Genomic DNA, 22,181 nt, shown 5'->3' on the forward strand with positions numbered 1-22,181 from the left:
CGCGAGCGAGCCTCGCCGGCGCTCTCTCTTGCAATTCACGAGATCCCCTTTGGTTTGTGGGGCGCGCCAGGAGGATCTCGGGACGTTCTCCCGGTCCTGGTCGCGCCCGCTATGCGGAGCAACTCAAGAGCCGGGAAGGCTCTTCAGTTTTATGGTCGCAACGTTAGTCTACCAGAGCTGAATTCGCGGATAGACGGTGAATATCGAGCCGAGAATTGAGAATGGTGCTCGCGAGATGCCTTCGAATTCATATCCGGGGCAGACCGCCGTCTACCCCGGAAATTCAACGGATGTAGCCGTTCACGACCATCGGCAGCGACGCGTCCAGGCCCGCCATGTGCAGCACGCCTTCGTCGCGGGGGTCGCCAATGGTGTGCCCGTTCGCCGCCATCGCCGCGAGCAGGACCCGAACGTCGCCGTTCACGGTCTGGCGGTAGGCGTCCAGAGCCTGCGACGCGTGCTGCCGTCCAGCCCACGTCTCGTTGTCGGTGAACAGCACCATCCCGTCCACCTCAAGACGCTGATGCTGCGCCCACTGGAACGGCTGCGACAGATCCGTGCCGCCGCCCGACGGACGCCAACGGGAGATCTCCCGCAGGTTCGTGCGCGCCGTCACCTGGGACGCGCGGACCTGGGTGTCGACGTCGATGACGTGGCAGTTGCCGCGCTCGATCCGGTTCAGGATGACCGCCATCGCGTTCGCGACCTCGTAGCAGGACCCGAGCGGCGCACCACCCGAGGTGATGTTGCGGAAGCTCATGGACCCGGAGGAGTCCACCGCCACCAGCAGGCGCCGACCGGACGGCTCCATGTGCCCGAACGACAGCTCGTACGCCTCTTCGAGCGCGTCGACGATGGCCGGGACCGGCGACCAGTGCTGCACGTCCGCGCGCGGGTGCGGCTGTGCGCGACCGCTCCCGTACACGCGCAGGGCGAGGAACAGATCCATCGGGTGGATCCGGGCCTTCGCGAGCGCGCCGGCGTCGGTGAGCCGGTCCGCGGCGCGCCGGGTCGCGTCACCCATCGGCGTCAGCGTCCCGATCCGAGTCATCCGGGACAGGTTCCGAAGCAGCGCGGTCATCCCGATCGTGTCGACGAGCTCGTCCCACACGCCCGGCTCGGTGAGAACCGCGTCCGGGAGGAACTCCCACGGCACGCCCCGGGACCGCACCACGTCGATCGCGTCGACCGGGCCGGTGGCGGCCTGCGCGGCGAGGAACGCGTCCACTGCGGGCACCCGCGCGCGGACGTCATCGTCGGAGACGTTCCCGGTGATCCATCCGAACAGCGCACGCCGCGCCGGCGAATTGGCCTTGGGGTGCGCGATGCGGAGCGCGTCCCGCAGCGCGAACGCCTCCCCGGCCGGGGTCCTGCGCTGCCGAGCCTTGCACACTCGCCACGCGACCTGGTCGACGTCACCGTTGAGGAACCACGACGCGAGCGCGGTCCGCATCGCCCGCCCGATCACAGGCGCCGTGCCGCTGCCGGTGGCCTTGCCGCCGAGGTTCTTCCAGTAGCCGAAGAACGACGCGAGATGGTCCGTGGTCCGCGCGACCTGCGCCAGCGACGCCTTCACGGCCTGCCGGGTGCCGGCGTCGCCGCGCGCCGCGGCGGCGGCCATGACGAAAAGCGCGGGACGGTTCTTCGGAGCACGCGGCGGACGCGCCGTAGAGATCGCCGTCGCGAGGTCGACGACCCGGACGCCGTCCGCGGCGATGGCGTCGAACACGACCTGCGCGTTGTCCGCAGTGAGCCTGTCTTCGCCGACGTAGAAGGTGCCGCCGGTGGTGCCGAGGATGAGGAAGTCCTCCAGCCGCGTCCACAGGTCCTTGGCGAACCCGTAGCCGCCGGCGTTGTTGCGGACCTGCTCGGTCTCACGGCCGGGAATCGGCCGGCTCTGCGGCGTCTGCACGGTGGAAACCGAAGCAAGAGGGTCACGGGCCATCAAGGGCCTCCAAGGAATTCGACCCGCCTCAGGGGCGGATGTGGGGGAGGAGCAAGCGCACAGGGGAGGGCGGATGTGGTGGCGTCCACCGGGGTTTTAAGTCCAATGCTCTTCCTGGCTGAGCTACCACCCGGCATTGCCGGGTGGGCAGGATTCGAACCTGCGACCGTTGGATCCGATAACCGACGGGCTTCGACCCGCCCTTCCCCTGTGCGTCGCTCGGCCCGTAGGGCCGGGTACACGCACGGATGTGGGAACGACCACCGGATTGCGTCTATTCGAAAGAGATAACCGACGGTCTTCGACCCGTGCGCGCACCGGACCCGACGCGCTGATCAAAAGGTAGTCCGCCCCGAAACGGCTCGCATCCGAATATCGCCCGGTTCCGACGGTGAGGCGGTCATGGTCCAGGCCATGCACCCGACACCCCGCGCGTAGCCGCCCGCTGATCGCGCGTCACTCCGCAAGGTCCTCGCTTGGCCGACGCGGGGGCCCGGCCCAGCGGACCAAGTTGTGGAACAGCTCCGCCTGCTCGATGGCGTCATCCAGCGCATTGTGCGTGTGCGGTCGGTCGGACAGCAGCTCGGCGGGCATCTGGCGTTTGGTCGAGCGGGTGATCGGAGTGCCGGCCTTGGCGGCGTACATGCTCTTGAGATCCAGGTGCCGGGAGTGGCCGAACGGAGATCCCGCGTCGGTGAACCGCGTCCAGTACCAGTACAGGAACATCCAGTCGAAGCCGAGCGGATAGGCCACGAACACCGGCGAGGCATCCGCCGCGCTCGCCACCGCGGTCACCCAGGCGGTCGCCGCGTTCATCGCCTCACCCGGATCACGGCCCTCGATCGCGAGGTGGTCGCGGTCCAGGCCGCTGACGGCCAGCGCCTCAGAAACGTAGGCGTCGCTGATCGGTTTCAGTTCCGCGTAGAACGTGGTCTCGGCAGGATCGGCCGGCTTGAACGCGCGCCCGTCAAAGGCCCCGCAGGCGCTCATGCCAAAGCTCAGCATGGAGTAAGGCCCAGGAATCGGCCCATCGGCCTCAACATCAACCGAGATGTACACCTCAGGCTTGCCCATCCTCGACCTCCTTGACATCTCCGAACATGATCCCGCGTCAGGCCCAGCGTCATCGCGGTTGAGACGTCAATCGGCTTGTCATGGTTCACGGGGTTGGCAGGTGGGGCACCAGACGGTTCTGCGGCCGGAGAGGCGGCGGCTCTCCAGAGGGGTGCCGCAGCGGGGGCAGGTGGGAGCCGGGGTGTCTCGGGCTCCGGTCAGCCAGGTTCTTCGGGGTGGGACCCGTTCGGCCTTGATGGAGGCGCGGAGGACGCGGCGCATCGCTCTGTGGAGGGTGGTGACTTCTGAGGCGGTCAGGGCGCGGGCGGGGCGCAGGGGGTTGATGCGGGCTCGCCAGCAGATCTCGTCGGCCAGGAGGTTGCCCAGGCCGGCGGTGACCGTCTGGTCCGTGAGGGTGGTCTTCAGGCGGCCTCGGTGGGCGCCGAGGGTGGCGGCCAGGTCGTCGCGGGAGAGATCCAGGGCGTCCGGGCCGAGGTTTCCGAGGGTCTCGTCTGCCTGCCTGTCGTCGGCGGCCAGGTGGACGCCCTGGAGTTTGCGCATGTCGCGGAAGCGGAGTTCGCCGTCGGGGAGCCTCCAGATGACGCGGTCGTGGCGGTGGCGCGGCTCGTCCGGGTGGTGCCAGGTGAGCGAGCCCGTCATGCCGAAGTGGAGCAGGACGACCGGGCCCTGCGCCGGGGCCAGCAGCCACTTGCCGTGGCGGTGCGGTTCCTCGAAGCGGTGGCCGCGCAGCGCGGTGCTCAGGCGCCGGGCGGTGACTCCGCGCAGGACGCCGGGGTCGAGCACCGACACTGAGGCGATCGGCTCGCCGGTGTGCTCGGCGAGCACCCGGCGGAAGCCTTCGACGTCGGGAAGTTCCGGCATGGCGGGTCCCTACCCGCTGGCGGGTCAGGTCTGCGGGACGACGTGCGGCGCGATGCTGGAGAGCTTCTCGCAGGTCTCCTCGTATTCGCGGTCGGGGGTCGAGGCGCTGACGATGCCCGCGCCGGCGCGCAGCCACGCCTGGCCGTCCTCGGCGTAGAGGGCGCGGAGGACGAGGGCGGAGTCCAGCGCGCCGTCGTGGGAGACGGTGACGACGGCGCCCGAGTACAGGCCGCGGCGCTCCTCCAGGCGGGTGATGGCCTCGATCGCCTCGGGTTTCGGGATGCCGGACGCGGTGACGCCGGGGAAGAGCGCGTCCAGGGCGTCCCATGCGGTGCGGCCGGGGGAGAGGGTGCCGCTGACGCTGGAGCCCAGGTGCTGGACGCTGCCGCGTTCCTTCACCGTCATGAAGCCGGTCACGCGGACGGTCTCCGGGTCGCAGACCCGGTAGAGCTCTTCCTGGGACGTCCTGACGGAGACGGCGTGCTCGTAGATCTCCTTGGGATCGGTCTCCAGGTCGTGGCGGGTGCGGGCGTCGGTGTCGGCGCCGAGGCCGAAGGCGCGGGTGCCTGCGAGGGGCTGGGTCATGACGTGCCCTGCGGAGTCGACGCTCGCGAGCACCTCGGGGCTGAACCCGGTGGCCTGGAATCCGCCCAGGTCGAGCAGGAAGGAGCGGGCCGGGGTGTTGGCCTCCCGGCCGCGGACGTAGGTCGAGACGACGTCGACCGGGTGGGGGACGTCCAGGCGGCGCGACACGATGACCTTCTGGTAGCGGCCCGCGTGGATCTCGGCCACGGCCTCGGCGACGCGATCGCGGTAGGGGGCTCCGCCGGCGCTGACGTCGACGGGCGAAGGCTCGCCGACCGGGTGGCCGTTCGGCCTGGCCAGGAGCTTGGTGACCTGCTCTATGTCCGCTTCGTCCGTGCTGGTGACGGTGACGCGGCCGTTCTCGGCCCGCACCTCCGTGCGGGGGACGATCAGGTGGGCGAGCCGTCCGGAGGGGCGGGCGGCGGCGCACTCGAACGCGATCCAGCCGTAGGCGTTCCAGACGGGCAGGGGCGCGGCGGCGAACGTGTCGCGGAGGGCGTCGGCGGGGCGGCCCGTCCAGGGGCGGGTGAGGGGAGCGTGGCACGGCCAGCGGGCGTGGACGGCGCCGGCGTCGAGGACGATCTCGGCGAGCATGCCTCCCGCGAACGTCCAGGAGCCGGGCCGCTCGTAGACGACGTAGTCGCCGAACAGGCCCGATCCGGCCAGGCGGGCCATGAGGGCGAGCGGCGCCGAGGGATGCTCGACGACCAGCTCGGCGGGGTTCGCATCGGTGCGCAGACCAGTGGACAAGGCAGCTCCCTCTTCGCGGCCGGAAGGTCAAACTTAGGTAAGGCTAACCTTGCATGATTTTTATAGGCAAGGCTAACCTAACTCGCGGTGGCGAAGCCCGACGACGGAAGAGTTGAGCGTGGAGCAGACGACGGCGGCGCGGCGGCGCGAACTGATGCGGCGGATGATGGCCGAGGCCGGGCTGGGCACGGACACCGCCCGGCTCGCCCCCCGGGGCTCGGACGGACCGGCCCCCCTGTCCCACGCGCAGCAGAGCATGTGGCTGCACCACCGCGCCTTCCCGGAGAGCCCCGCCTACAACGTCTGCCTGCTGATCCGCATGTCCGGCCCGCTCGACGCCGGGGCCCTCCGCGAGGCGCTGCGGGCGCTGGTCCGGCGGCACGCCGTGCTCCGCACCGTCTACGCGGAGGGCCCCGATCAGCGGGCGGTGCAGATCGTCACGGAGGACGACTCGCTCGACCTGCCGCCGGTCCGGTGCGCGGACGCCGGGGCGCGGGCGGCGGCGCTGGCGGCGCTGCCCTTCGACCTGCGGGCTGAGCGGCCGATCCGGCTGGAACTGCTTCGGCTGGGTGAACACGAGCACGCGCTGGTGCTCGTCGTGCATCACATCGCCTGGGACGGCATGACCTGGGGTTCGCTCTCGCGCGACCTCTCAGCGCTCTACCGCGCGGCCGTCACCGGGGCCCCGGACGGGCTGCCCTCGCTGGACGTCCAGTACGCCGACTACGCCGAGTGGGAGCAGCGGCGGCCCGTCGCCGAGGACGATCTCGCGTACTGGCGGGAACGCCTCGATCCGCCCCCGGCCCCGCTCGACCTGCCCGCGGACCGTCCGCGGAGCGCGGTCGTGTCCGAGCGCGGTGGACGGCGGGCGCGCCGCTTCGAGGACGACGTGACCGAGGGCATGCGCAAGCTCGCCGCGGAGGAGAACCTCACCCCGTACATGGTGATGGCGGCCGCGTACGCGGTCCTGCTGCACCGCTACACCGGCTCGGTGGACGTGGCGATCGGTTCGTCGGTGATGAACCGCGAGCACGCCGAGGTCGAGCGGCTCGTCGGGAACTTCGGCAACACGCTCGTGCTGCGCGCCGACCTGAGCGGGACGCCGACGTTCCGGGAGGCGCTGCGCCGGGTGGGCCGCACGGTCGCCGAGGCCTTCGCGCACCAGGCGGCGCCCTACGACAGGCTCGTCCAGGAGCTGAGGCCGGCGCGCGGACGGGGGCGCTCGGCGTTCTTCGACACGATGCTGCTGTTCCTCGCCCAGGAGATCGGCGAGCTGGACCTGCCCGGCATCACGTCGAGCTGGACGCACGTCCACAACGGCACCACGCACTTCGACCTGTCGCTGGAGGCGTTCGTCCGGCCGCAGGGGATGACGGTCGAGGCGACGTTCCGGCGCGAGCTGTTCGAGGACGAGCGCATCGACGCGCTGCTGGCCCACCTGGAGACGCTTCTCCGCGACGCGCTGGCCGGCCCCGACAGGCCCATCGGCGCGCTGGAGGTCATGAGCGCGGACGAGCGCGCCCTGATCGGCGCGGCGAACGCCACCGACCGCGCCCTGCCCGCGACCGACGTCGTCGCCCTGTTCGAGGAGCAGGCGGCCCGCACTCCGGAGGCCACGGCGATCGAGGCGGGCGGCGCGGCTCTCACCTACGCCGAGCTGGACGAGCGGGCGTCCGCGCTCGCCGCCGAGCTGCGCGCCCGGGGCGCCGGGCCGGAGAGCGTCGTCGCGCTCGCGCTGCCGCGCACGCCCGATCTCGTCGTCGCCCTCCTCGGGGTCCTGAAGGCGGGCGCCGCCTACCTGCCGCTGGACCTCGACCATCCCGCCGACCGGCTCGCCTACATGCTGGACGACGCCGGGCCCCTCTGCGCGATCGTCACCCGCGACACCGCGCCGCTGCTCCCTGGAGCCACCGAACTCCTGGTGCTCGGCACCAACCTCCGCGACGTTGGAAACACCCGCACGGCGCCTCCGCGTCCGGACGGCCTCGCCTACGTCATCTACACCTCCGGCTCCACCGGCCGCCCCAAGGGCGTGGCGATCCCGCACGGCGCGCTCACGAACTTCCTGCTCACCACCCGTGCCCGGCTGGACCTCGGCGCCGGCGACCGGCTCGTCGCCGTCACGACCGTCGCCTTCGACATCGCCGCCCTGGAACTGTTCGTCCCGCTGATCAGCGGCGCGACGGTCGTCCTCGCGGGCCGTGACACGGTCCGCGACCCGGCCGCCCTCGCCGGGCTCCTGGCGGACGCGACGATCGTCCAGGGCACCCCGTCGCTGCTCGGCACGCTCGACCCGCAAGCGTTGAAGGGGCTGCGCGTCCTGGTCGGCGGTGAGGCGCTGCCGCCCGCCCTCGCCGCGTCGCTCGCGGAGTCGGCGACGCTCGCCACCAACATGTACGGGCCGACCGAGGCGACGATCTGGGCGACGTCCGCGGACCTTCCCGCGGACGGCATAGGCACGCCCTTCTGGAACACCCGCGCCCACATCCTGGACGCCGCCCTCCGCCCGGTCCCACCGGGCGTCCCCGGCGAGCTGTACCTGGCGGGCGCGCAACTCGCCCGCGGCTACGCCGGCCGCCCCGATCTGACCGCGGAGCGCTTCGTCGCCGACCCGTCCGGCCCGCCCGGATCCCGGATGTACCGGACGGGCGACCTCGCGCGGCGCGCCCGCGACGGGTCCGTCGAGTACCTCGGCCGCACCGACGACCAGGTGAAGATCCGCGGGTTCCGGATCGAGCCCGCCGAGGCGCAGGCCGTGCTCGCCGCGCAGCCGGGCGTCGCGCAGGCCGCGGTCGCCGTCCGCGAGGACCGCCCCGGCGATCCCCGTCTGGTCGGCTACTACGTCCCCGCCGAGGGACTGGACGAAGCAGCCCTGCGCGACGCGCTCGCCGGCGCGCTGCCCGAGTACATGGTGCCGTCCGCCCTGATCGCCCTGGAGGAACTGCCCCGCACGGTCAACGGCAAGCTCGACCGCGCCGCGCTGCCCGCGCCCGAGGCCGAGGTGTCGGGACGGGCGCCGCGCGACGCCCGCGAGGCCGCCCTGTGCGCGATCTTCGCCGAACTGCTCGGCGTCGAGGGCGTCGGCATCGACGACGACTTCTTCGCGCTCGGCGGGCACTCGCTGCTGGCGGCGCGCCTCGCCGCCAGGGCCCGGACCGTCCTCGGCGCGGAGCCGTCGATCGCGGACGTGTTCGAGGCGCCGACCGTCGCCGCGCTCGCGCCCCGCCTGGTCGCGACCGGCGCCGTCCGCGTCCGCGACGTCGCGCGGCCCGAGATCGTCCCCGCGTCGGCGGCGCAGCGCGGCCTCTGGCTGGAGGAGCGGCTCCGCGGCCCGTCGGCGTCCTACTCGCTGCCGCTCGGGATCCGCCTGCACGGCCCGGTCGACGAGGACGCCCTCGACCGGGCGTTCGCCGATGTCGTGGCCCGCCACGAGGCGCTGCGCACGCTCCTCGTCGAGGGACCGGACGGCCTGCCCGTCCAGCGCGTCCTCGACCCGGACGTCCCCGCCGGCCTCGCCGTCGTCGACGCGCGGGACGAGACGCCGGAAGGGCTCGCGGCCATCGAGAAGGCCGCCACCGCGCACGTCTTCGACATCGGGCGCGACCTCCCCGTCCGCGGCACCCTCGTCCGGACGGGCGACGCCGGCTGGTCCCTGATCCTCCTCCTGCACCACGCCGCCGCCGACGAATGGTCGTTCACGCCGTTGCTGGCCGACCTGGCCCGCGCCTACGAGGCCCGCCGGGACGGACGGGCCCCCGGCTGGGAGCCGCTGCCCGTCCAGTACGCCGACTACGCGGCCTGGCAGCGCGAGGTGTCCCCCGGCACGGCGCCGCAGCTCGACTTCTGGGCGGACGCGCTCTCCGGGCTTCCCGAGGAGACGGTCCTGCCGTTCGACCGGCCCCGCCCGGCCGAGGCGAGCCGCCGCGGCGGGCTGGTGCCGTTCCGGCTCCCGGCGGAGGGGGCGCGGCGCCTCGCGCGCGACACCGGCGCCAGCGTGTTCATGGTGCTGCACGCCGCCGTCGCCGCGCTGCTCCAGCGGTCCGGCGCGGGCGACGACGTCGCCGTCGGCTCCCCGATCGCCGGGCGCGGCGACGACGACCTCGCCGACCTGGTCGGTGTCTTCGTCAACCCGCTGGTGCTGCGCACCGACCTGTCCGGCGATCCGACCTTCGCCGAGCTGCTCCGGCGCGTCCGGACCGCCGACCTCGCCGCGTTCTCCCGCGCCGACGTCCCCTTCGAGCGGGTCGTCGAGCGGCTCGCGCCCGAACGCTCCCTCGCCCGCAGCCCCCTGTTCCAGGTGATGATCGTCCACCAGAGGCTGGAGGACGTGCGGCTCGCGCTGCCCGGCGTGCGCGCCGAGCCGTTCCTGCCGGAGACCGGCGGCGTGAAGTTCGACCTCGACCTGTACTTCGCGGAGGGCGACGACGAGATCGAGGGGTTCGCCGCGTTCGCCGCCGACCTGTTCGACGCTTCGACCGTCGAGCGGTTGACCGACGACCTCGGCGCACTGCTCGCCCAGGTCACCGCGGACCCCGGCCGGCGGCTGTCCTCCCTCGGCGCGCCCGTCGAGCACCCCGACACCGCGCGGGAGTTCCCCGTCCGGACGGCCGCCGGGCTCATCGAGGCGCAGGTGGAGCGGACCCCGCACAGGACCGCCGTGGTCTTCGGCGACACCGCCCTCACCTACGCCGACCTCGACCGCCGCGCCGAGGCGCTCGCCGACCGCCTCGCCGCCGCCGGGGCGGGCCCCGAGCGGGTCGTCGCGCTCGCGCTGCCCCGCTCCGACGAGTTCGCCGTCGCCCTGTACGCGGTGCTGAAGACGGGGGCCGCCTACCTGCCGATCGACCTGTCGTACCCGCCCGCCCGCGTCGCCGCGACGCTCGACGCCGTCCGGCCGCTGCTGGTGCTCGGACGCGACGAGCCGCCGCGGGACGCACCCCGCCGCGAACGCCCCGACGTCCGCCCCGACCACACGTCCTACGTCGTCTTCACCTCCGGCTCCACCGGGACGCCCAAGGCCGTCGCCGGCACCCAGCGCGCCCTCGCCAACCGCCTCGCCTGGGGCGCCGGCCTCGCCGCGCCCGGCGTCCGCGCCGCCAAGAGCTCGCCCGCGTTCATCGACGGGACGACCGAACTGCTCGGCGGCCTGGTCGCGGGCGACACGGTCGTCATCGCCGACGCCGAGACGGCCGCCGACGCCGTCGCGCTCGCCGACTTCGTCGACCGCCACGGCGTCGGCCTCGTCACGCTCGTCCCGAGCCTCTTGGCGGTCCTCGCGGACAACGGCCTGCCGCCCTCGGTCACCACCTGGATCAGCAGCGGCGAGGCGCTCCCCAGCGCGCTCGCCGAGCAGGTCCCGGGACGGCTGGTCAACCTCTACGGATGCTCGGAGGCCGCCGGGGACAGCCTCATCGCCGAGGCGGGCGGGCTGCGGCCCATCGCCAACACCCGCGCTCACGTGCTGGACGCCGCGCTCCGCGAGGTGCCCGTCGGGGAGCTGTACCTCGCGGGCGACGGCCTGGCGCGCGGATACCTCGGCGACCCCGCCCGCACGGCCGAGCGCTTCGTCGCGAACCCGTTCGGCCCGCCCGGCTCCCGCCTCTACCGCACCGGGGACCGCGTCCGGCGCCGCCCGGACGGCGGGCTGGACTTCCTCGGCCGCGCCGACGAGCAGCTCACGATCCGCGGCTTCCGGATCGAGCCGGGGGAGGTGGAGTCCGCGCTCGCCGCCCTGCCCGGGGTGCGGCGCGCCGCCGTCGCCGCGCACGGATCCCGCCTCGTCGGCTACGTCACGGGCGACGTCGAACTGGGGGCGCTCGACACCGCGCTGCGAGCGGTGCTGCCCGACTATCTCGTCCCCGCCGAACTGGTCGTCCTGGACGAGCTTCCCCTGAACCCGAACGGGAAGGTCGACCGGCGCGCCCTGCCCGAGCCCGGACGCCCGGCGGGCGGGCGGGCCCCGGCCACCGGGCCCGAACGCGTCCTCGCCCGCCTCGCCGCGACCGTCCTCGGCCGCGACTCCGTGGGCGCCGACGACGACTTCTTCCGCACCGGGGGCGACAGCATCAGCGCGTCGCTCCTCGTCGCCCGCGCACGCCGCGCCGGCCTGTCGTTCACCGTCCGGGACGTCTTCCGGCTGCGGACCGTCGAGGCCCTCGCCCGGGCCGCCGCGCCCTCCGAGGAGACCAAGCCCGCCCGGACGGGGGACCCGGCCGGTGAGCTTCCGCTATCGCCGCTCCAGGAGGGCCTGCTCTACCACCTGATGCTGGCCGGTGAGGACCGCGACATCTACGTCCAGCAGGCCGTGGTGACGCTGTCAGGACCGGTCGACCCCGAGCGGATGGCGCGGGCCGTGCGTGCCACGCTGGAGAAGTTCCCGAATCTCCGCGCCGGGTTCCGGACCGACGGCGACCGCGCGGTCCAGTTCGTCCCGGACGACTTCGAGACCCCGTGGACGCACGCCGACGTGGCCCCGCAGGACCTGGAGGCGTTCGTCGACGCCCAGCGCGCCGCGCCGTTCGACCCCGCCGCGCCGCCGCTGATCCGCTTCGCCCTCGCCCGCCTGGCCGAGGACGACCACCGGCTGGTCCTCACCTCCGAGCTGATCCTGCTGGACGGCTGGTCCGGCGGCCTGCTCGTCACCTCGCTGCTCGGCGCCTACACCGACGCCGCCGCCGAGGCCCGCCGCCCCGTCCCGCCCTTCCGCGCGTTCCTCGACTGGGTGAACGGCCGCGACAGGACCGCCGCGGCGGACGCCTGGCGCCGCGCGCTCGACGGCTTCGACGAGCCCGCCCTCGTCCGGCCGGGCCTGGTCGACGCGCCCGCCGACCTCGCGGGCGCCGGAGAGGTGCACCGCGCGCTGCCCGCCGGCCTCGCCGAGCGCCTGGACGAGGTCGCACGGGAGCGGGGCGTCACGCCCGGAACCCTCTTCCAGACCGCGTGGGGCCTGGTCCTCATGGGCCTGACCGGGCGCGACGACGTCGTCTTCGGCGCCTCGGTCTCCGGACGCCACCCCGACGTGGACGGCGTCGAGTCGATGGTCGGCCTGCTGTTCAACACCGTCCCCGTCCGCGTGCAGGCGGGCCCGGCGGACGCCCTCGCCACCGTCCTCGACCGGGTCCAGGCCGCGCAGTCCGAGCTGTTCGACCACTCCTTCGTCGCCCTCGCCGACGTCCAGCGCGCCACCGGGCTCGGCACCCTCTTCGACACGCTGTTCGTCTTCCAGAACTTCCCGGGAATGCCGACCGGCCGCGCCTTCGGACCGGACGGCGACCTGCGGGTCCTCGGGCGCGAGGTCCGCGACGCCACCCACTACCCGATCACCATGGTCGTCGAGCCGGACGCCGGTCTGCGCGTCATGTACCGGGGCGACGCGTTCACCGAAGCCGAGGCCGAACGCGTCACCGACCGCTACGTGCGGGTCCTGAGGCGCCTCGCCGAAGCGCCCGAGACCCCGTGCCACCGGCTCGACCTCCTCCTCCCGCCGGAGCACGACCGGCTCCGGCGCGACTGGGACGAGGCGCGGCACCCCGTGCCCGAGCTGACGGTCGCGGAGCTGCTCGCCGAGCGCGCGGCCGAGCGGCCCGGCGACCCCGCGCTCGTGTCCCTCCCGGACGTCCGCCTCACCTACGGCGAGCTGAACGCCGAGGTGAACCGGCTCGCGCGGCTCCTGCTGGCCAACGGCGCCGGTCCCGAGAAGGTCGTCGCGCTCGCCCTGCCGCGCTCGGCGCGGATGGTCGTCGCCCTGTTCGCCGTCCTGCGCACGGGCGCCGCCTACCTGCCGCTGGAACTGGACTACCCGGCCGACCGGCTCGACTTCATGCTCAAGGACGCGGCGCCCGTCTGCCTGGTCTCGCACCGCGACATCGCCGCCGGCCTCGCGCACTCCGGGGCCGCCCTCGCGCTGGACGACCCGGCGACCGACCAGGCCCTCACGGCGCAGCCCGGCCACGACCTGGAACCGGACGAGGTCCCCGGCTTCGCGCCCGGCACGCCCCGCAGGCTCGACCACCCCGCCTACGTCATCTACACGTCGGGCTCCACCGGGCGGCCCAAGGGCGTGGTGACGCCCTACCGGGGCCTCACCAACATGCAGTTCAACCACCGCGCCAACATCTTCGACCCGGTGGTCGCGTCGGCGGGGCGCCGCCTCCGCATCGCCCATACCGTCTCCTTCTCCTTCGACATGTCGTGGGAGGAGCTGCTCTGGCTCATCGAAGGCCACGAGGTGCACGTCTGCGACGAGGACCTCCGCCGCGACGCCCAGGCCCTCACCGCCTACCTGCGGCAGCACGAGATCGACGTCATCAACGTGACCCCGACCTACGCCCAGCAGCTCCTGGAGGAGGGGCTCCTCGACGGCGGGCACCGGCCGCCCCTCGTCCTCCTCGGCGGCGAGGCCGTCCCGACGTCGGTGTGGGAGCGGCTCGCGCGCGCCGACGGCGTCCTCGGCTACAACCTCTACGGCCCGACCGAGTACACGATCAACACCCTCGGCGGCGGGACGGGGGACAGCGCGACACCGACGGTCGGCAAGCCGATCTGGAACACCCGCGGGTACGTCCTGGACGCCTGGCTGCGCCCCGTCCCGCCGGGCGCGCCGGGCGAGCTGTACATCGCGGGCGCCGGGCTGGCGCGCGGCTACCTCGGCCGCGCCGACCTGACCGCCGAGCGCTTCGTCGCCGACCCCTCCGGCCCGCCCGGATCACGCATGTACCGGACGGGCGACCTCGTGCGCGTCCGCGCCGACGGCGACATCGACTTCCTCGGCCGCACCGACGACCAGGTGAAGATCCGCGGCTACCGGGTCGAGCTGGAGGAGATCGAGACCGCCCTCGCCGCCGAGCCCGGCGTCGGCCAGGCCGCCGTCGTCGCGGTCGAGACTGACGTCCCCGGGGGGAAGCGCCTCGTCGGCTACGTCGTCCCGGACGGCTCCCGCGACGGCGCGGCCGAAGAGCAGCTCGCCGAGTGGCGGCAGATCTACGACACCGAGTACACCGAGGTCGGGACGGTCGTGCACGCCGAGGAGTTCGCGGGCTGGGACAGCAGCTACGACGGCGCCCCCATCCCGCTGGACGACATGCGCGAGTGGCGCGCGACCACCGTCGAGCGCATCCGCGCGCTCGGCCCGCGCCGCGTCCTGGAGATCGGCGTCGGCGCCGGCCTCCTCCTCACCCGCCTCGCGCCCGGCAGCGAGGAGTACTGGGGCACCGACTTCTCCGAGCCGGTCATCGCCAAGCTCCGCGCGGACCTCGGCGGCCCCGCGGAGCCCGCGTCCCGGGACTGGCAGGCCGTCGGCCCAGGTTCGCCCGTCCGCCTCAGCTGCCGGCCCGCGCACGACACCGGAGGCCTGCCCGAAGGCCACTTCGACACCATCGTGATCAACTCGGTGGTGCAGTACTTCCCCGGCGCCGCCTACCTGGAGGACGTCGTCGCCAAGGCGATGCGCCTGCTCGCCCCGGGCGGCGCGCTCTTCGTCGGGGACGTCCGCGACCTGCGCACGGTCCGCTGCCTGCACGCCGCGGTCCAGCTCGGACGCGGCGGCGGCGACCTCGACGCGATCGAGCGCGCCGTCCGCCTGGAGAAGGAGCTCCTCCTTGACCCGGCCTTCTTCACCGCGCTGGACGGCCCGTCCCGCGTGGACGTCCTCGTCAAGCGCGGCGCCCACCACAACGAACTGACCCGCCACCGCTACGACGTCGTCCTGCACAAGGACGCGCCCCCGGCCCCGCCGACCCCGGCCGTCGACTGGACCACCCTCGACGACCTCCGCGCCAGGCCCGCGGGGCCGCTGCGGGTCCGGGGCGTCCCAGACCCGAGGTCGTCGGGCGAGGTCGCGGCGCTGCGGGCGCTGCGCGAAGGGGCCCCGGCGGACGAGGCGCGCGCGGCGCTGGCCTCGGCCCCGGAGGGGATCGAGCCCGAGACGCTGCACGCGCTGTTCCCGGACGTCGTGCTCACGCCGTCCGACCGGCCCGGCCGCTATGACGCCGTGTTCGGCGGGGGAGCGGCGTGCCCGCCCGCCGAGCCCGGACGCGCGCCCGCCTCGTACGCGAACGACCCGGTCGCCGCGCGCGACCACGGCGTGCTGGCCGCGCGGGTCCGCGAGAGCCTCAAGGCGCGCCTGCCCGGATACATGGTGCCGAGCGCGATCATGACGCTGGACGCGCTGCCGCTCACGGTGAACGGCAAGCTCGACCGGCGCGCCCTGCCCGATCCCGGGCGGGACGGCGCGCGCCGCGCGGGCCGGGCCCCGCGCACGCCCGTCGAGCGCCTGCTGTGCACGCTGTTCGCCGAGGTCCTGGACGCGCCCGGCGCCGGGATCGACGACGACTTCTTCGACCTCGGCGGCCACTCGCTGCTCGCGACGAGGCTCGTCGGCAGGGCGCGAGCGGTGCTCGGCGCCGAGCTCGCCATCCGCGACCTGTTCGAGGCGCCGACCGTCGCGGAACTGGCCGGACGCCTTCACCGCGGCGCCGAGGCGCGGGCCCGGCCCGTCCTGGAACCGCGGGAGCGGCCCGAGCGCGTGCCGCTGTCGTCCGCACAGCGGCGGCTGTGGATGCTGGACCAGATGCTCCGCGAGGACGACGGGCCCCGCGACGCCTACCATCTGCCGCTCGCGGTCCGCCTGCGAGGCGACCTCGACCTCGCGGCCCTGGAGGCGGCGATCGGCGACGTCACCGCCCGGCACGAGAGCCTCCGGACGGTCTTCGCCGAGCACGGCGGGGTGCCCTACCAGCGGATCCTCGCCCCGGACGAGGCGCGGCCCGTCCTGGAGACGGCGACCTGCGCCCCCGAGGACGTCATCGCCAGGCCGTTCGACCTCGCCAAGGAGATCCCCCTGCGGGTCGCGGTCTTCCCGGAGGGCGAGCGGGAGCACCTGCTGCTCGCCGTCTTCCACCACATCGCGTTCGACGAATGGTCGTTCGGGCCGTTCGCCCGCGACGTGGCGGAGGCGTACGCGGCGCGGCTGGAGGGCAAGGAGCCGTCTTGGGAGCCGCCGCCCGTGCAGTACGCCGACCACGCCCTGTGGCAGCGGGAGCTGCTCGGCGACCCGTCCGATCCCGGCAGCGTCCACGCCCGGCAGCTCGACCACTGGGCGCGGGCCCTGGCGGACCTGCCCGAGGAGATCCCGCTGCCGGTGGACCGGCCGCGCCCCGGCACCGTCGGGCAGCGCGGCGGCACCCTGACCGCCGACCTGCCGCCCGGCCTCACCGGCCGGCTCGGGCGTGTCGCCCGGGACGCGAACGCCAGCATGTTCATGGTCTGCCAGGCCGCCGTGGCGGCGCTGCTGCACCGCACGGGCGCGGGCGACGACATCCCCCTCGGCAGCCCCGTCGCGGGACGCACCGAGGAGGCCGCGCGAGACCTCGTCGGCTTCTTCGTGAACACGCTGGTCCTGCGCGCCGACGTGTCCGGCGACCCGGCGTTCGCGGAGCTGCTCGCCCGCGTCCGGGAGGCCGTCCTCGCCGGGCTCGCCCACCAGGACCTGCCGTTCGAGGCGGTCGTGGAGGCGCTGCGCCCGCGCCGCGTGCCGGGCCGCAACCCGCTGTTCCAGGTGATGGTCGGCTACGAGAACCAGGGGGTCGGCGACGTGCGGTTCCCCGGCCTGGAGCAGCGGGAGGCGCTGTTCGGGCCGGGCGCCGCGAAGTTCGACCTGGACTTCATCTTCCGGGAGGGCCCTGACGGGCTCCGGCTCGTCGTCGACTACTCCGCCGACCTGTTCGACCGCGCCACGGTCGCCGCGCTGGCGGACGGCCTGATCGCGCTGCTCGCGGCCGTCGCCGACGATCCCGGCGTCAGGGTCGGCGCGCTGCCGGCGGTCCTGACCGCCCGCGCCGTGACCGCCGAGGCGCCCCCGGAGGCGGCGCGCCGGGACGACGACCGGGAGGCGTCCCTGTGCCGGATCTTCGCCGCGGAGCTCGGGGTCCCCGAGGTCGGCCCGGACGACGACTTCTTCGACCTCGGCGGGCACTCGCTGCTCGCGATGAGGCTGGTGCGGCGCGTGCGGCGGGAGCCCGGCTGCGCGGACCTGAGGATCTCGACCCTGATGGCCGCGCCCACCGTGGCGGGCCTGCTCGCCCGGCTCGCTCCCGCCGGCGGGACGGCACCGCGGGAGTGAGGCGGCTCATACCCGTCCGGCCATTGCCTAGTTAGGTAAGGCTAACCTAATATCCCTGATCAACACTCTCCGGCTTCCCGCCCCCGAACATGGAAGGTCCGCTATGCGCACCACGATGCGGCGCCTGACCGCCGCCGCCGCGCTCGTCCTGGGACTCGCCGCGGCCGCCGCCTGCGGCGACGACGAGCCGGCCGGCGGCTCCGGCGGCTCCGGCGCCGCGGCCGGGGCGTTCCCGGTCACCGTCGCCCACAAGCTCGGCTCCGCGACGGTGAAGTCCGCCCCGAAGCGGATCGTCGCGCTCGGCGAGGTCGACCAGGACGCGCTGCTCGCCCTCGGCGTCACCCCCGTCGGCATGGCCGAGCTCACCGGCGTCCAGCCCGACGGCCTGACCCCCTGGAGCGCGCCGAGGCTGACCGGGGACAGGCCGAAGCTGCTCAAGCAGGGCGAGGCGGGCTTCAACCTGGAGGAGGTCGCCGCACTGCGGCCCGACCTGATCCTCGCCGCCGGCGACTTCGCCATCGACAAGGAGTACGACAAGCTCTCCAAGCTCGCGCCGACGCTCGCCTACCAGAACGGCCCCGCCGAGGACTCCTGGCAGCAGATCACCCGGCAGGTCGCCGCCGCGATCGGCCGCCCCGAGGACGGCCGGAAGCTCGTCGCCGACGTCGAGACGAAGATCGCGGGAGTGAAGGCGAAGCACCCCGAGCTGGCCGGCAAGGAGTTCGCGTTCACCAGCGTCTTCCCCAACGGCAACATCGGCGTGATGAAGTCCGGCGACGACACGAGCGTGAAGCTGCTCCAGCAGTTCGGCATGACGCTCCCCGAGTCGCTGGGGAAGCTGCCCGGCGACGGGTTCGCCGCCGAGCTGAGCATGGAGAAGGTCTCCGTCCTGGACGTGGACGTCCTGCTCAGCCACTACAACGACGACCCCGCCACGCAGAAGAAGATCGAGGGCAACAAGCTGTTCGCCGGGCTCGGCGCCGTCAGGCGCGGCTCCTACGTGGCGCTGGACCTGAAGTCGTTCTGGCCGCTGCGCACCCCCACCCCGCTCGCCGTCCCCTACGTGATCGACCAGGTCGTCCCGCAGATCGCCAAGGCCGCGAGCGCGGCCGGGCCCGCCTGATGCCGGAGGAGCGCATGCACACCCCCGTCCGCGACGTCGTCGGCATCGGGTTCGGCCCGTCCAACCTGGCGCTCGCCGTCGCGCTGGAGGAGGAGCACGGCGGCGCGGACGCGGTGTTCTTCGAGAAGCAGCCCGGGTTCGGCTGGCACCGCGGCATGCTGATCGACGGCGCCACCATGCAGGTCCACTTCCTCAAGGACCTGGCGTCGCTGCGGAACCCCGCGAGCCCGTACTCGTTCCTGGCCTACCTGCACGCCCGGGGCCGCCTGGTCGACTTCGTCAACCACAAGACGATGTTCCCGACGCGGCTGGAGTTCCACGACTACCTCGAATGGGCCGCCGCCGCGTTCGAGGACCGCGTCCGCTACGGGACGGAGGTCGTCGCGCTCCGCCCGCACGACGACGAGGTCCTGGAGGTCGTCGTGCGCCGCGGCGACGAACTGGAGACGCACCTCGCCCGCAACGTCGTCATCGGCGCGGGGCTCGAACCCGTCCTGCCGCAGGGGGTCCAGGCGGGGGAGCGGATCTGGCACACCGAGGACCTGCTGACCCGGCTCGCCGAGCGCGGCGACTGGGACCCGCGCCGCATCGTCGTGGTCGGCGCCGGGCAGAGCGCCGCCGAGGCCGTCGAGTACCTGCACCGCACCTTCACCCGCGCCGAGGTGTGCGCGGTCTTCGCGCGGTACGGGTACTCGCCCGCCGACGACAGCGCGTTCGCCAACCGCATCTTCGACCCCGAGGCCGTCGACCACTACTACGCCGCGCCCGGCGACGTGAAGCGCATGCTGTTCGAGTACTCGCGCAACACCAACTACTCCGTGGTGGACCTCGACCTCATCGACGAGCTGTACCGGCGCGCCTACGCCGAGAAGGTCGCGGGCGCCGAGCGGCTGCGCATCCTCAACGTCTCCCGCGTCCTGGACGTCGCCGACGGCGGCTCGGGCGGGACGCGGGTCCGGGTCGCGTTCCTGCCGACCGGCGAGGTCGCCGACCTGGAGGCCGACGCCGTCGTCTACGCCACCGGGTACCGCGAACGCGACCCGTTCGACCTGCTCGGCGAGGCGGGCGCGCACTGCCGCACCGGCCCGGACGGGCGCCCGGTCGTCGAGCGCGACTACCGCATCGCCACCGAGCCCGGCCCCGAATGGGGCGTCTACCTGCAGGGGGCGACCGAGCACAGCCACGGGATCGCCTCCTCGCTGCTGTCCATGACCGCCGTGCGCACCGGGGAGATCGTGCGGTCCATGGCGCGGCGGTCCGCCCGCGTCACCCCCGGCGTCTAGAGGAAGGAAAGAGCATGACGACCAACCCGTTCGACGACCCCGACGGCACGTTCCTGGTCCTCGCCAACGCCGAGGGCCAGCACTCCCTGTGGCCGGCGTTCGCCGACGTCCCCGCCGGCTGGACGACGGTCCACGGCCCCGAGTCCCGGTCCGGCTGCATCGGGTACGTCATGGACAACTGGAAGGACATCCGCCCGCGGAGCCTGGCCGCCGAGACGCCGTGAGCCCGCCGGCGGTCACGCCCGCTCGGCCCTGGCCGCCTCCTCGAACGCGGCCATGCGGGGCAGGACGTTGCCGAGCGGCGGGACCACCTCCGGCAGGGCCGCCATCATGACGGCGGGGGGCGGCAGCCAGCCGTCCTCCCGGATGCCCTGGACGATGAGGCGCTCGGCCTCGGCGCGGTCGCCGCGCTCCACCAGGTGGGCGATGACGCCCTCGAACGCCTCCCGGCGGCGGGCGGGCGACCGGATCTGGGCGACCATCAGCTCGGCCTCCGGCAGCCGTCCCGCCGCCGCGGTGGCCAGCGCGATGTCCCGCAGGATCGGGCTCTGCCGGTGGTGGTGCTGCGGCTCCTCGCCGAGGATGCCCCGGGCCTGCTCGGGCAGTCCCGCCCGCAGCGCGGCGGCGGCGACGCCGGCGAAGGTCGCGCCGCGGACCTTGGGGTCGCGCACGCTGCGGGCGATCCGCAGCGCCCCCTCGATGAGCCGGACGGCGCGGGCGGTGTCGCCCAGGGCCGCGGCCCGCTCCGCGACGGCCGTCATGGTGGGCCACGCGGGGAACGGCAGCCGCGACGCCCGCATGATCTCCGTCACCCGCTCCGCCTCGTCCAGCAGCCCGAGCTGCGCGGCGGCGCCGGCGATGTGCGACAGGGCCCGCTGGTGGCGCTGCTCGTCCACGTAGGTGGCGGCGAGCTGCTCGGCCTCGCGCAGCAGGCGCCGCGCGCGTTCGGCGTCGCCGATCGCGTCGGCGAGCAGGGCCAGCTCCACGAGCCCGCGGCACCGCGGCTCGGCATTGGTGATCGCGATGGTCCGGACGGCCGTCTCGGCGTCGTCCATCGTCCTGCCCGCCAGGTTCACGTTGCCCGTCGCCGCGACGGCGGCGGCCAGCCGGCCGATCAGCTCGCCGCGGATCCGCATGTTGCGCACCCCGCGCGCCTCGCGGACGACCCGGCGGCGCAGGGCCCGCAACCGCTCGGCGCTCGCCCGGCAGACCGCCAGCAGGACCTCCACCCGCAGCCGCGGGTCGGCCAGGCCGCTCGCGAGCCGCTCCGCCAGCTCCAGGTCGCCGATCTCCACGGCCGCCGCCGCCAGCTCGGTCGCCACCCCCTCGCTGGAGTCGGCGTCGAACCCGGCGAGCCGCTTCTCCGCCTCGGCCAGCAGCCGCCCCGCCTCGGCGGCGTTCCCGAAGCCGTGGGCGGCGCGCGCGACCTCGGTCAGCGCGGACAGCCTCATGGCCGGATCCGAGACGAGCGCGACCAGCCGCCGCGCCGCGTCGAGGTCGGTGACCCGGGCCGCGGCCGCCGCCAGCTCCGTCGCGACGGCGTCGCGGGAGTCGTCGTCCATGTCGCCAAGCAGCTCCTCGGCTGCGCTCAGGAACCGCGCCACGCGGGGGTAGGCACCCGCGCGGTAGGCGGTCTCGGCGAGTTCGGCCAGCGCCGAGGCCTGCCGCCGGGGGCTGTCGACGACGGCGGCGATCCGCTCCGCCTCCCCGTAGCGGCCCCGCCGGGCCGCGGCCACGGCGGCGGCCGTGATCTCGAACCGGGTCAGGTGCCGCACCGAGCCCGCGGGCGCGAGCTGCTCGGCCGCCAGGAGGTAGGAGACGGCCTGGTCGCGGTCGCCCCGGGCCGCGACGATCCGGGCGAGCCGGGCCAGGCCGGTGGCCCGGCGGAAGCCGTTCCGGACCCGTCCGACCAGGTCCTCGGCGTCGCCGATCCGGCCCGCCTTGGCCAGTTCCCCTGCGGCGTTGACGCTCGCGAACAGCTGCTTGCGGGTGCGGCTCATGCCCGCCAGCGCGCGGTGGACGACCTCCAGGCGGCCGTCCCGCGCGGCCCGCTCCGCGACCGTCCCGAGCAGGGTGTTGCGCTCGTGCACGTCGACGACGAAGAGCGCCGCCCGGACGGCCTCCTCCGTGAGGCCGAGCTCCGCGGCGATCCTCGCCGTCTCCGCCGGCAGGTCCTGCTGGGAGGGGAGGCGCAGCGCCGCGTCGATGCCCGCCTCCAGCACGCCGGAGGCTCCCCGGAGTTCGGCGACATGCGACTTGATCAGCAGGTTGACCGCCCGCGCCGCCTTGGGGGACGTCCCCTCGGCCACGGTCAGCGCGAGGGTCAGCAGGCCGCGCGCCGATTCCAGGTCGCCCTCCGCCGCGGCGCCGGGGGCCGCCTCGACCATCTCCGGGCCGTGAGATGCGGGCGCACCCAGCCGGCGTCGAGGAGCGCGCCGACCG

General features: G+C 74.2%; 9 protein-coding genes. 4 read left to right on the forward strand and 5 right to left on the reverse strand.

Annotation, left to right across the window (positions count from 1 at the left end):
- Positions 1–283: 283 nt before the first annotated feature.
- From ABWI04_RS26105 to ABWI04_RS26120, 4 genes are all read right to left on the reverse strand, one after another.
- Positions 284–1,912, reverse strand: coding sequence for a TROVE domain-containing protein (locus ABWI04_RS26105; protein ID WP_353834092.1), 1,629 nt, complete (start codon positions 1,910–1,912; stop codon positions 284–286).
- Between the two features lie 489 nt (positions 1,913–2,401).
- Positions 2,402–3,019, reverse strand: a complete 618-nt coding sequence (locus ABWI04_RS26110; RefSeq protein WP_353834093.1) for an exonuclease — start codon at positions 3,017–3,019, stop codon at positions 2,402–2,404.
- A gap of 78 nt (positions 3,020–3,097) precedes the next feature.
- Positions 3,098–3,880 (reverse strand): Fpg/Nei family DNA glycosylase, encoded by a 783-nt coding sequence (locus ABWI04_RS26115; RefSeq protein ID WP_353834094.1) that lies wholly within the window; start codon positions 3,878–3,880, stop codon positions 3,098–3,100.
- 24 nt (positions 3,881–3,904) lie between these two features.
- Positions 3,905–5,215 carry a salicylate synthase gene (locus ABWI04_RS26120; RefSeq protein ID WP_353834095.1) on the reverse strand — a complete coding sequence of 437 codons (1,311 nt, stop codon included), beginning with the start codon at positions 5,213–5,215 and terminating at the stop codon, positions 3,905–3,907.
- A gap of 118 nt (positions 5,216–5,333) precedes the next feature.
- Here ABWI04_RS26120 and ABWI04_RS26125 point away from each other — a divergent pair, with 118 nt between their 5' ends.
- From ABWI04_RS26125 to ABWI04_RS26140, 4 genes are all read left to right on the forward strand, one after another.
- A complete protein-coding gene (locus ABWI04_RS26125; protein WP_353834096.1) occupies positions 5,334–17,333 on the forward strand; it encodes a non-ribosomal peptide synthetase in 12,000 nt (3,999 codons plus the stop codon).
- A 103-nt stretch (positions 17,334–17,436) separates the two neighbouring features.
- A complete protein-coding gene (locus ABWI04_RS26130) occupies positions 17,437–18,456 on the forward strand; it encodes an iron-siderophore ABC transporter substrate-binding protein (RefSeq protein WP_345176162.1) in 1,020 nt (339 codons plus the stop codon).
- Positions 18,457–18,470: 14 nt separating this feature from the next.
- Positions 18,471–19,739 (forward strand): lysine N(6)-hydroxylase/L-ornithine N(5)-oxygenase family protein, encoded by a 1,269-nt coding sequence (locus tag ABWI04_RS26135; protein ID WP_345176159.1) that lies wholly within the window; start codon positions 18,471–18,473, stop codon positions 19,737–19,739.
- Positions 19,740–19,753: 14 nt separating this feature from the next.
- Positions 19,754–19,963: an MbtH family protein gene (locus ABWI04_RS26140; RefSeq protein ID WP_345176156.1), complete on the forward strand. Its 210-nt coding sequence runs from the start codon at positions 19,754–19,756 to the stop codon at positions 19,961–19,963.
- Positions 19,964–19,975: 12 nt separating this feature from the next.
- Here the strand turns inward: ABWI04_RS26140 and ABWI04_RS26145 are convergent.
- A partial coding sequence (locus tag ABWI04_RS26145; protein WP_353834097.1) for an ATP-binding protein occupies positions 19,976–22,181 on the reverse strand: 2,206 nt, incomplete at its 5' end.

The sequence above is a fragment of the Actinomadura sp. NPDC000929 genome, assembly GCF_040492065.1.
In the GTDB taxonomy this organism is placed as follows: domain Bacteria; phylum Actinomycetota; class Actinomycetes; order Streptosporangiales; family Streptosporangiaceae; genus Spirillospora; species Spirillospora verrucosospora.

Coding starts and splice junctions, on each gene's coding strand:
- ABWI04_RS26110 (WP_353834093.1), bottom strand. CDS start 3,019: ATGGGCAAGCCTGAGGTGTACATCTCGGTTGATGTTGAGGCCGATGGG.
- ABWI04_RS26115 (WP_353834094.1), bottom strand. CDS start 3,880: ATGCCGGAACTTCCCGACGTCGAAGGCTTCCGCCGGGTGCTCGCCGAG.
- ABWI04_RS26130 (WP_345176162.1), top strand. CDS start 17,437: ATGCGCACCACGATGCGGCGCCTGACCGCCGCCGCCGCGCTCGTCCTG.
- ABWI04_RS26135 (WP_345176159.1), top strand. CDS start 18,471: ATGCACACCCCCGTCCGCGACGTCGTCGGCATCGGGTTCGGCCCGTCC.
- ABWI04_RS26140 (WP_345176156.1), top strand. CDS start 19,754: ATGACGACCAACCCGTTCGACGACCCCGACGGCACGTTCCTGGTCCTC.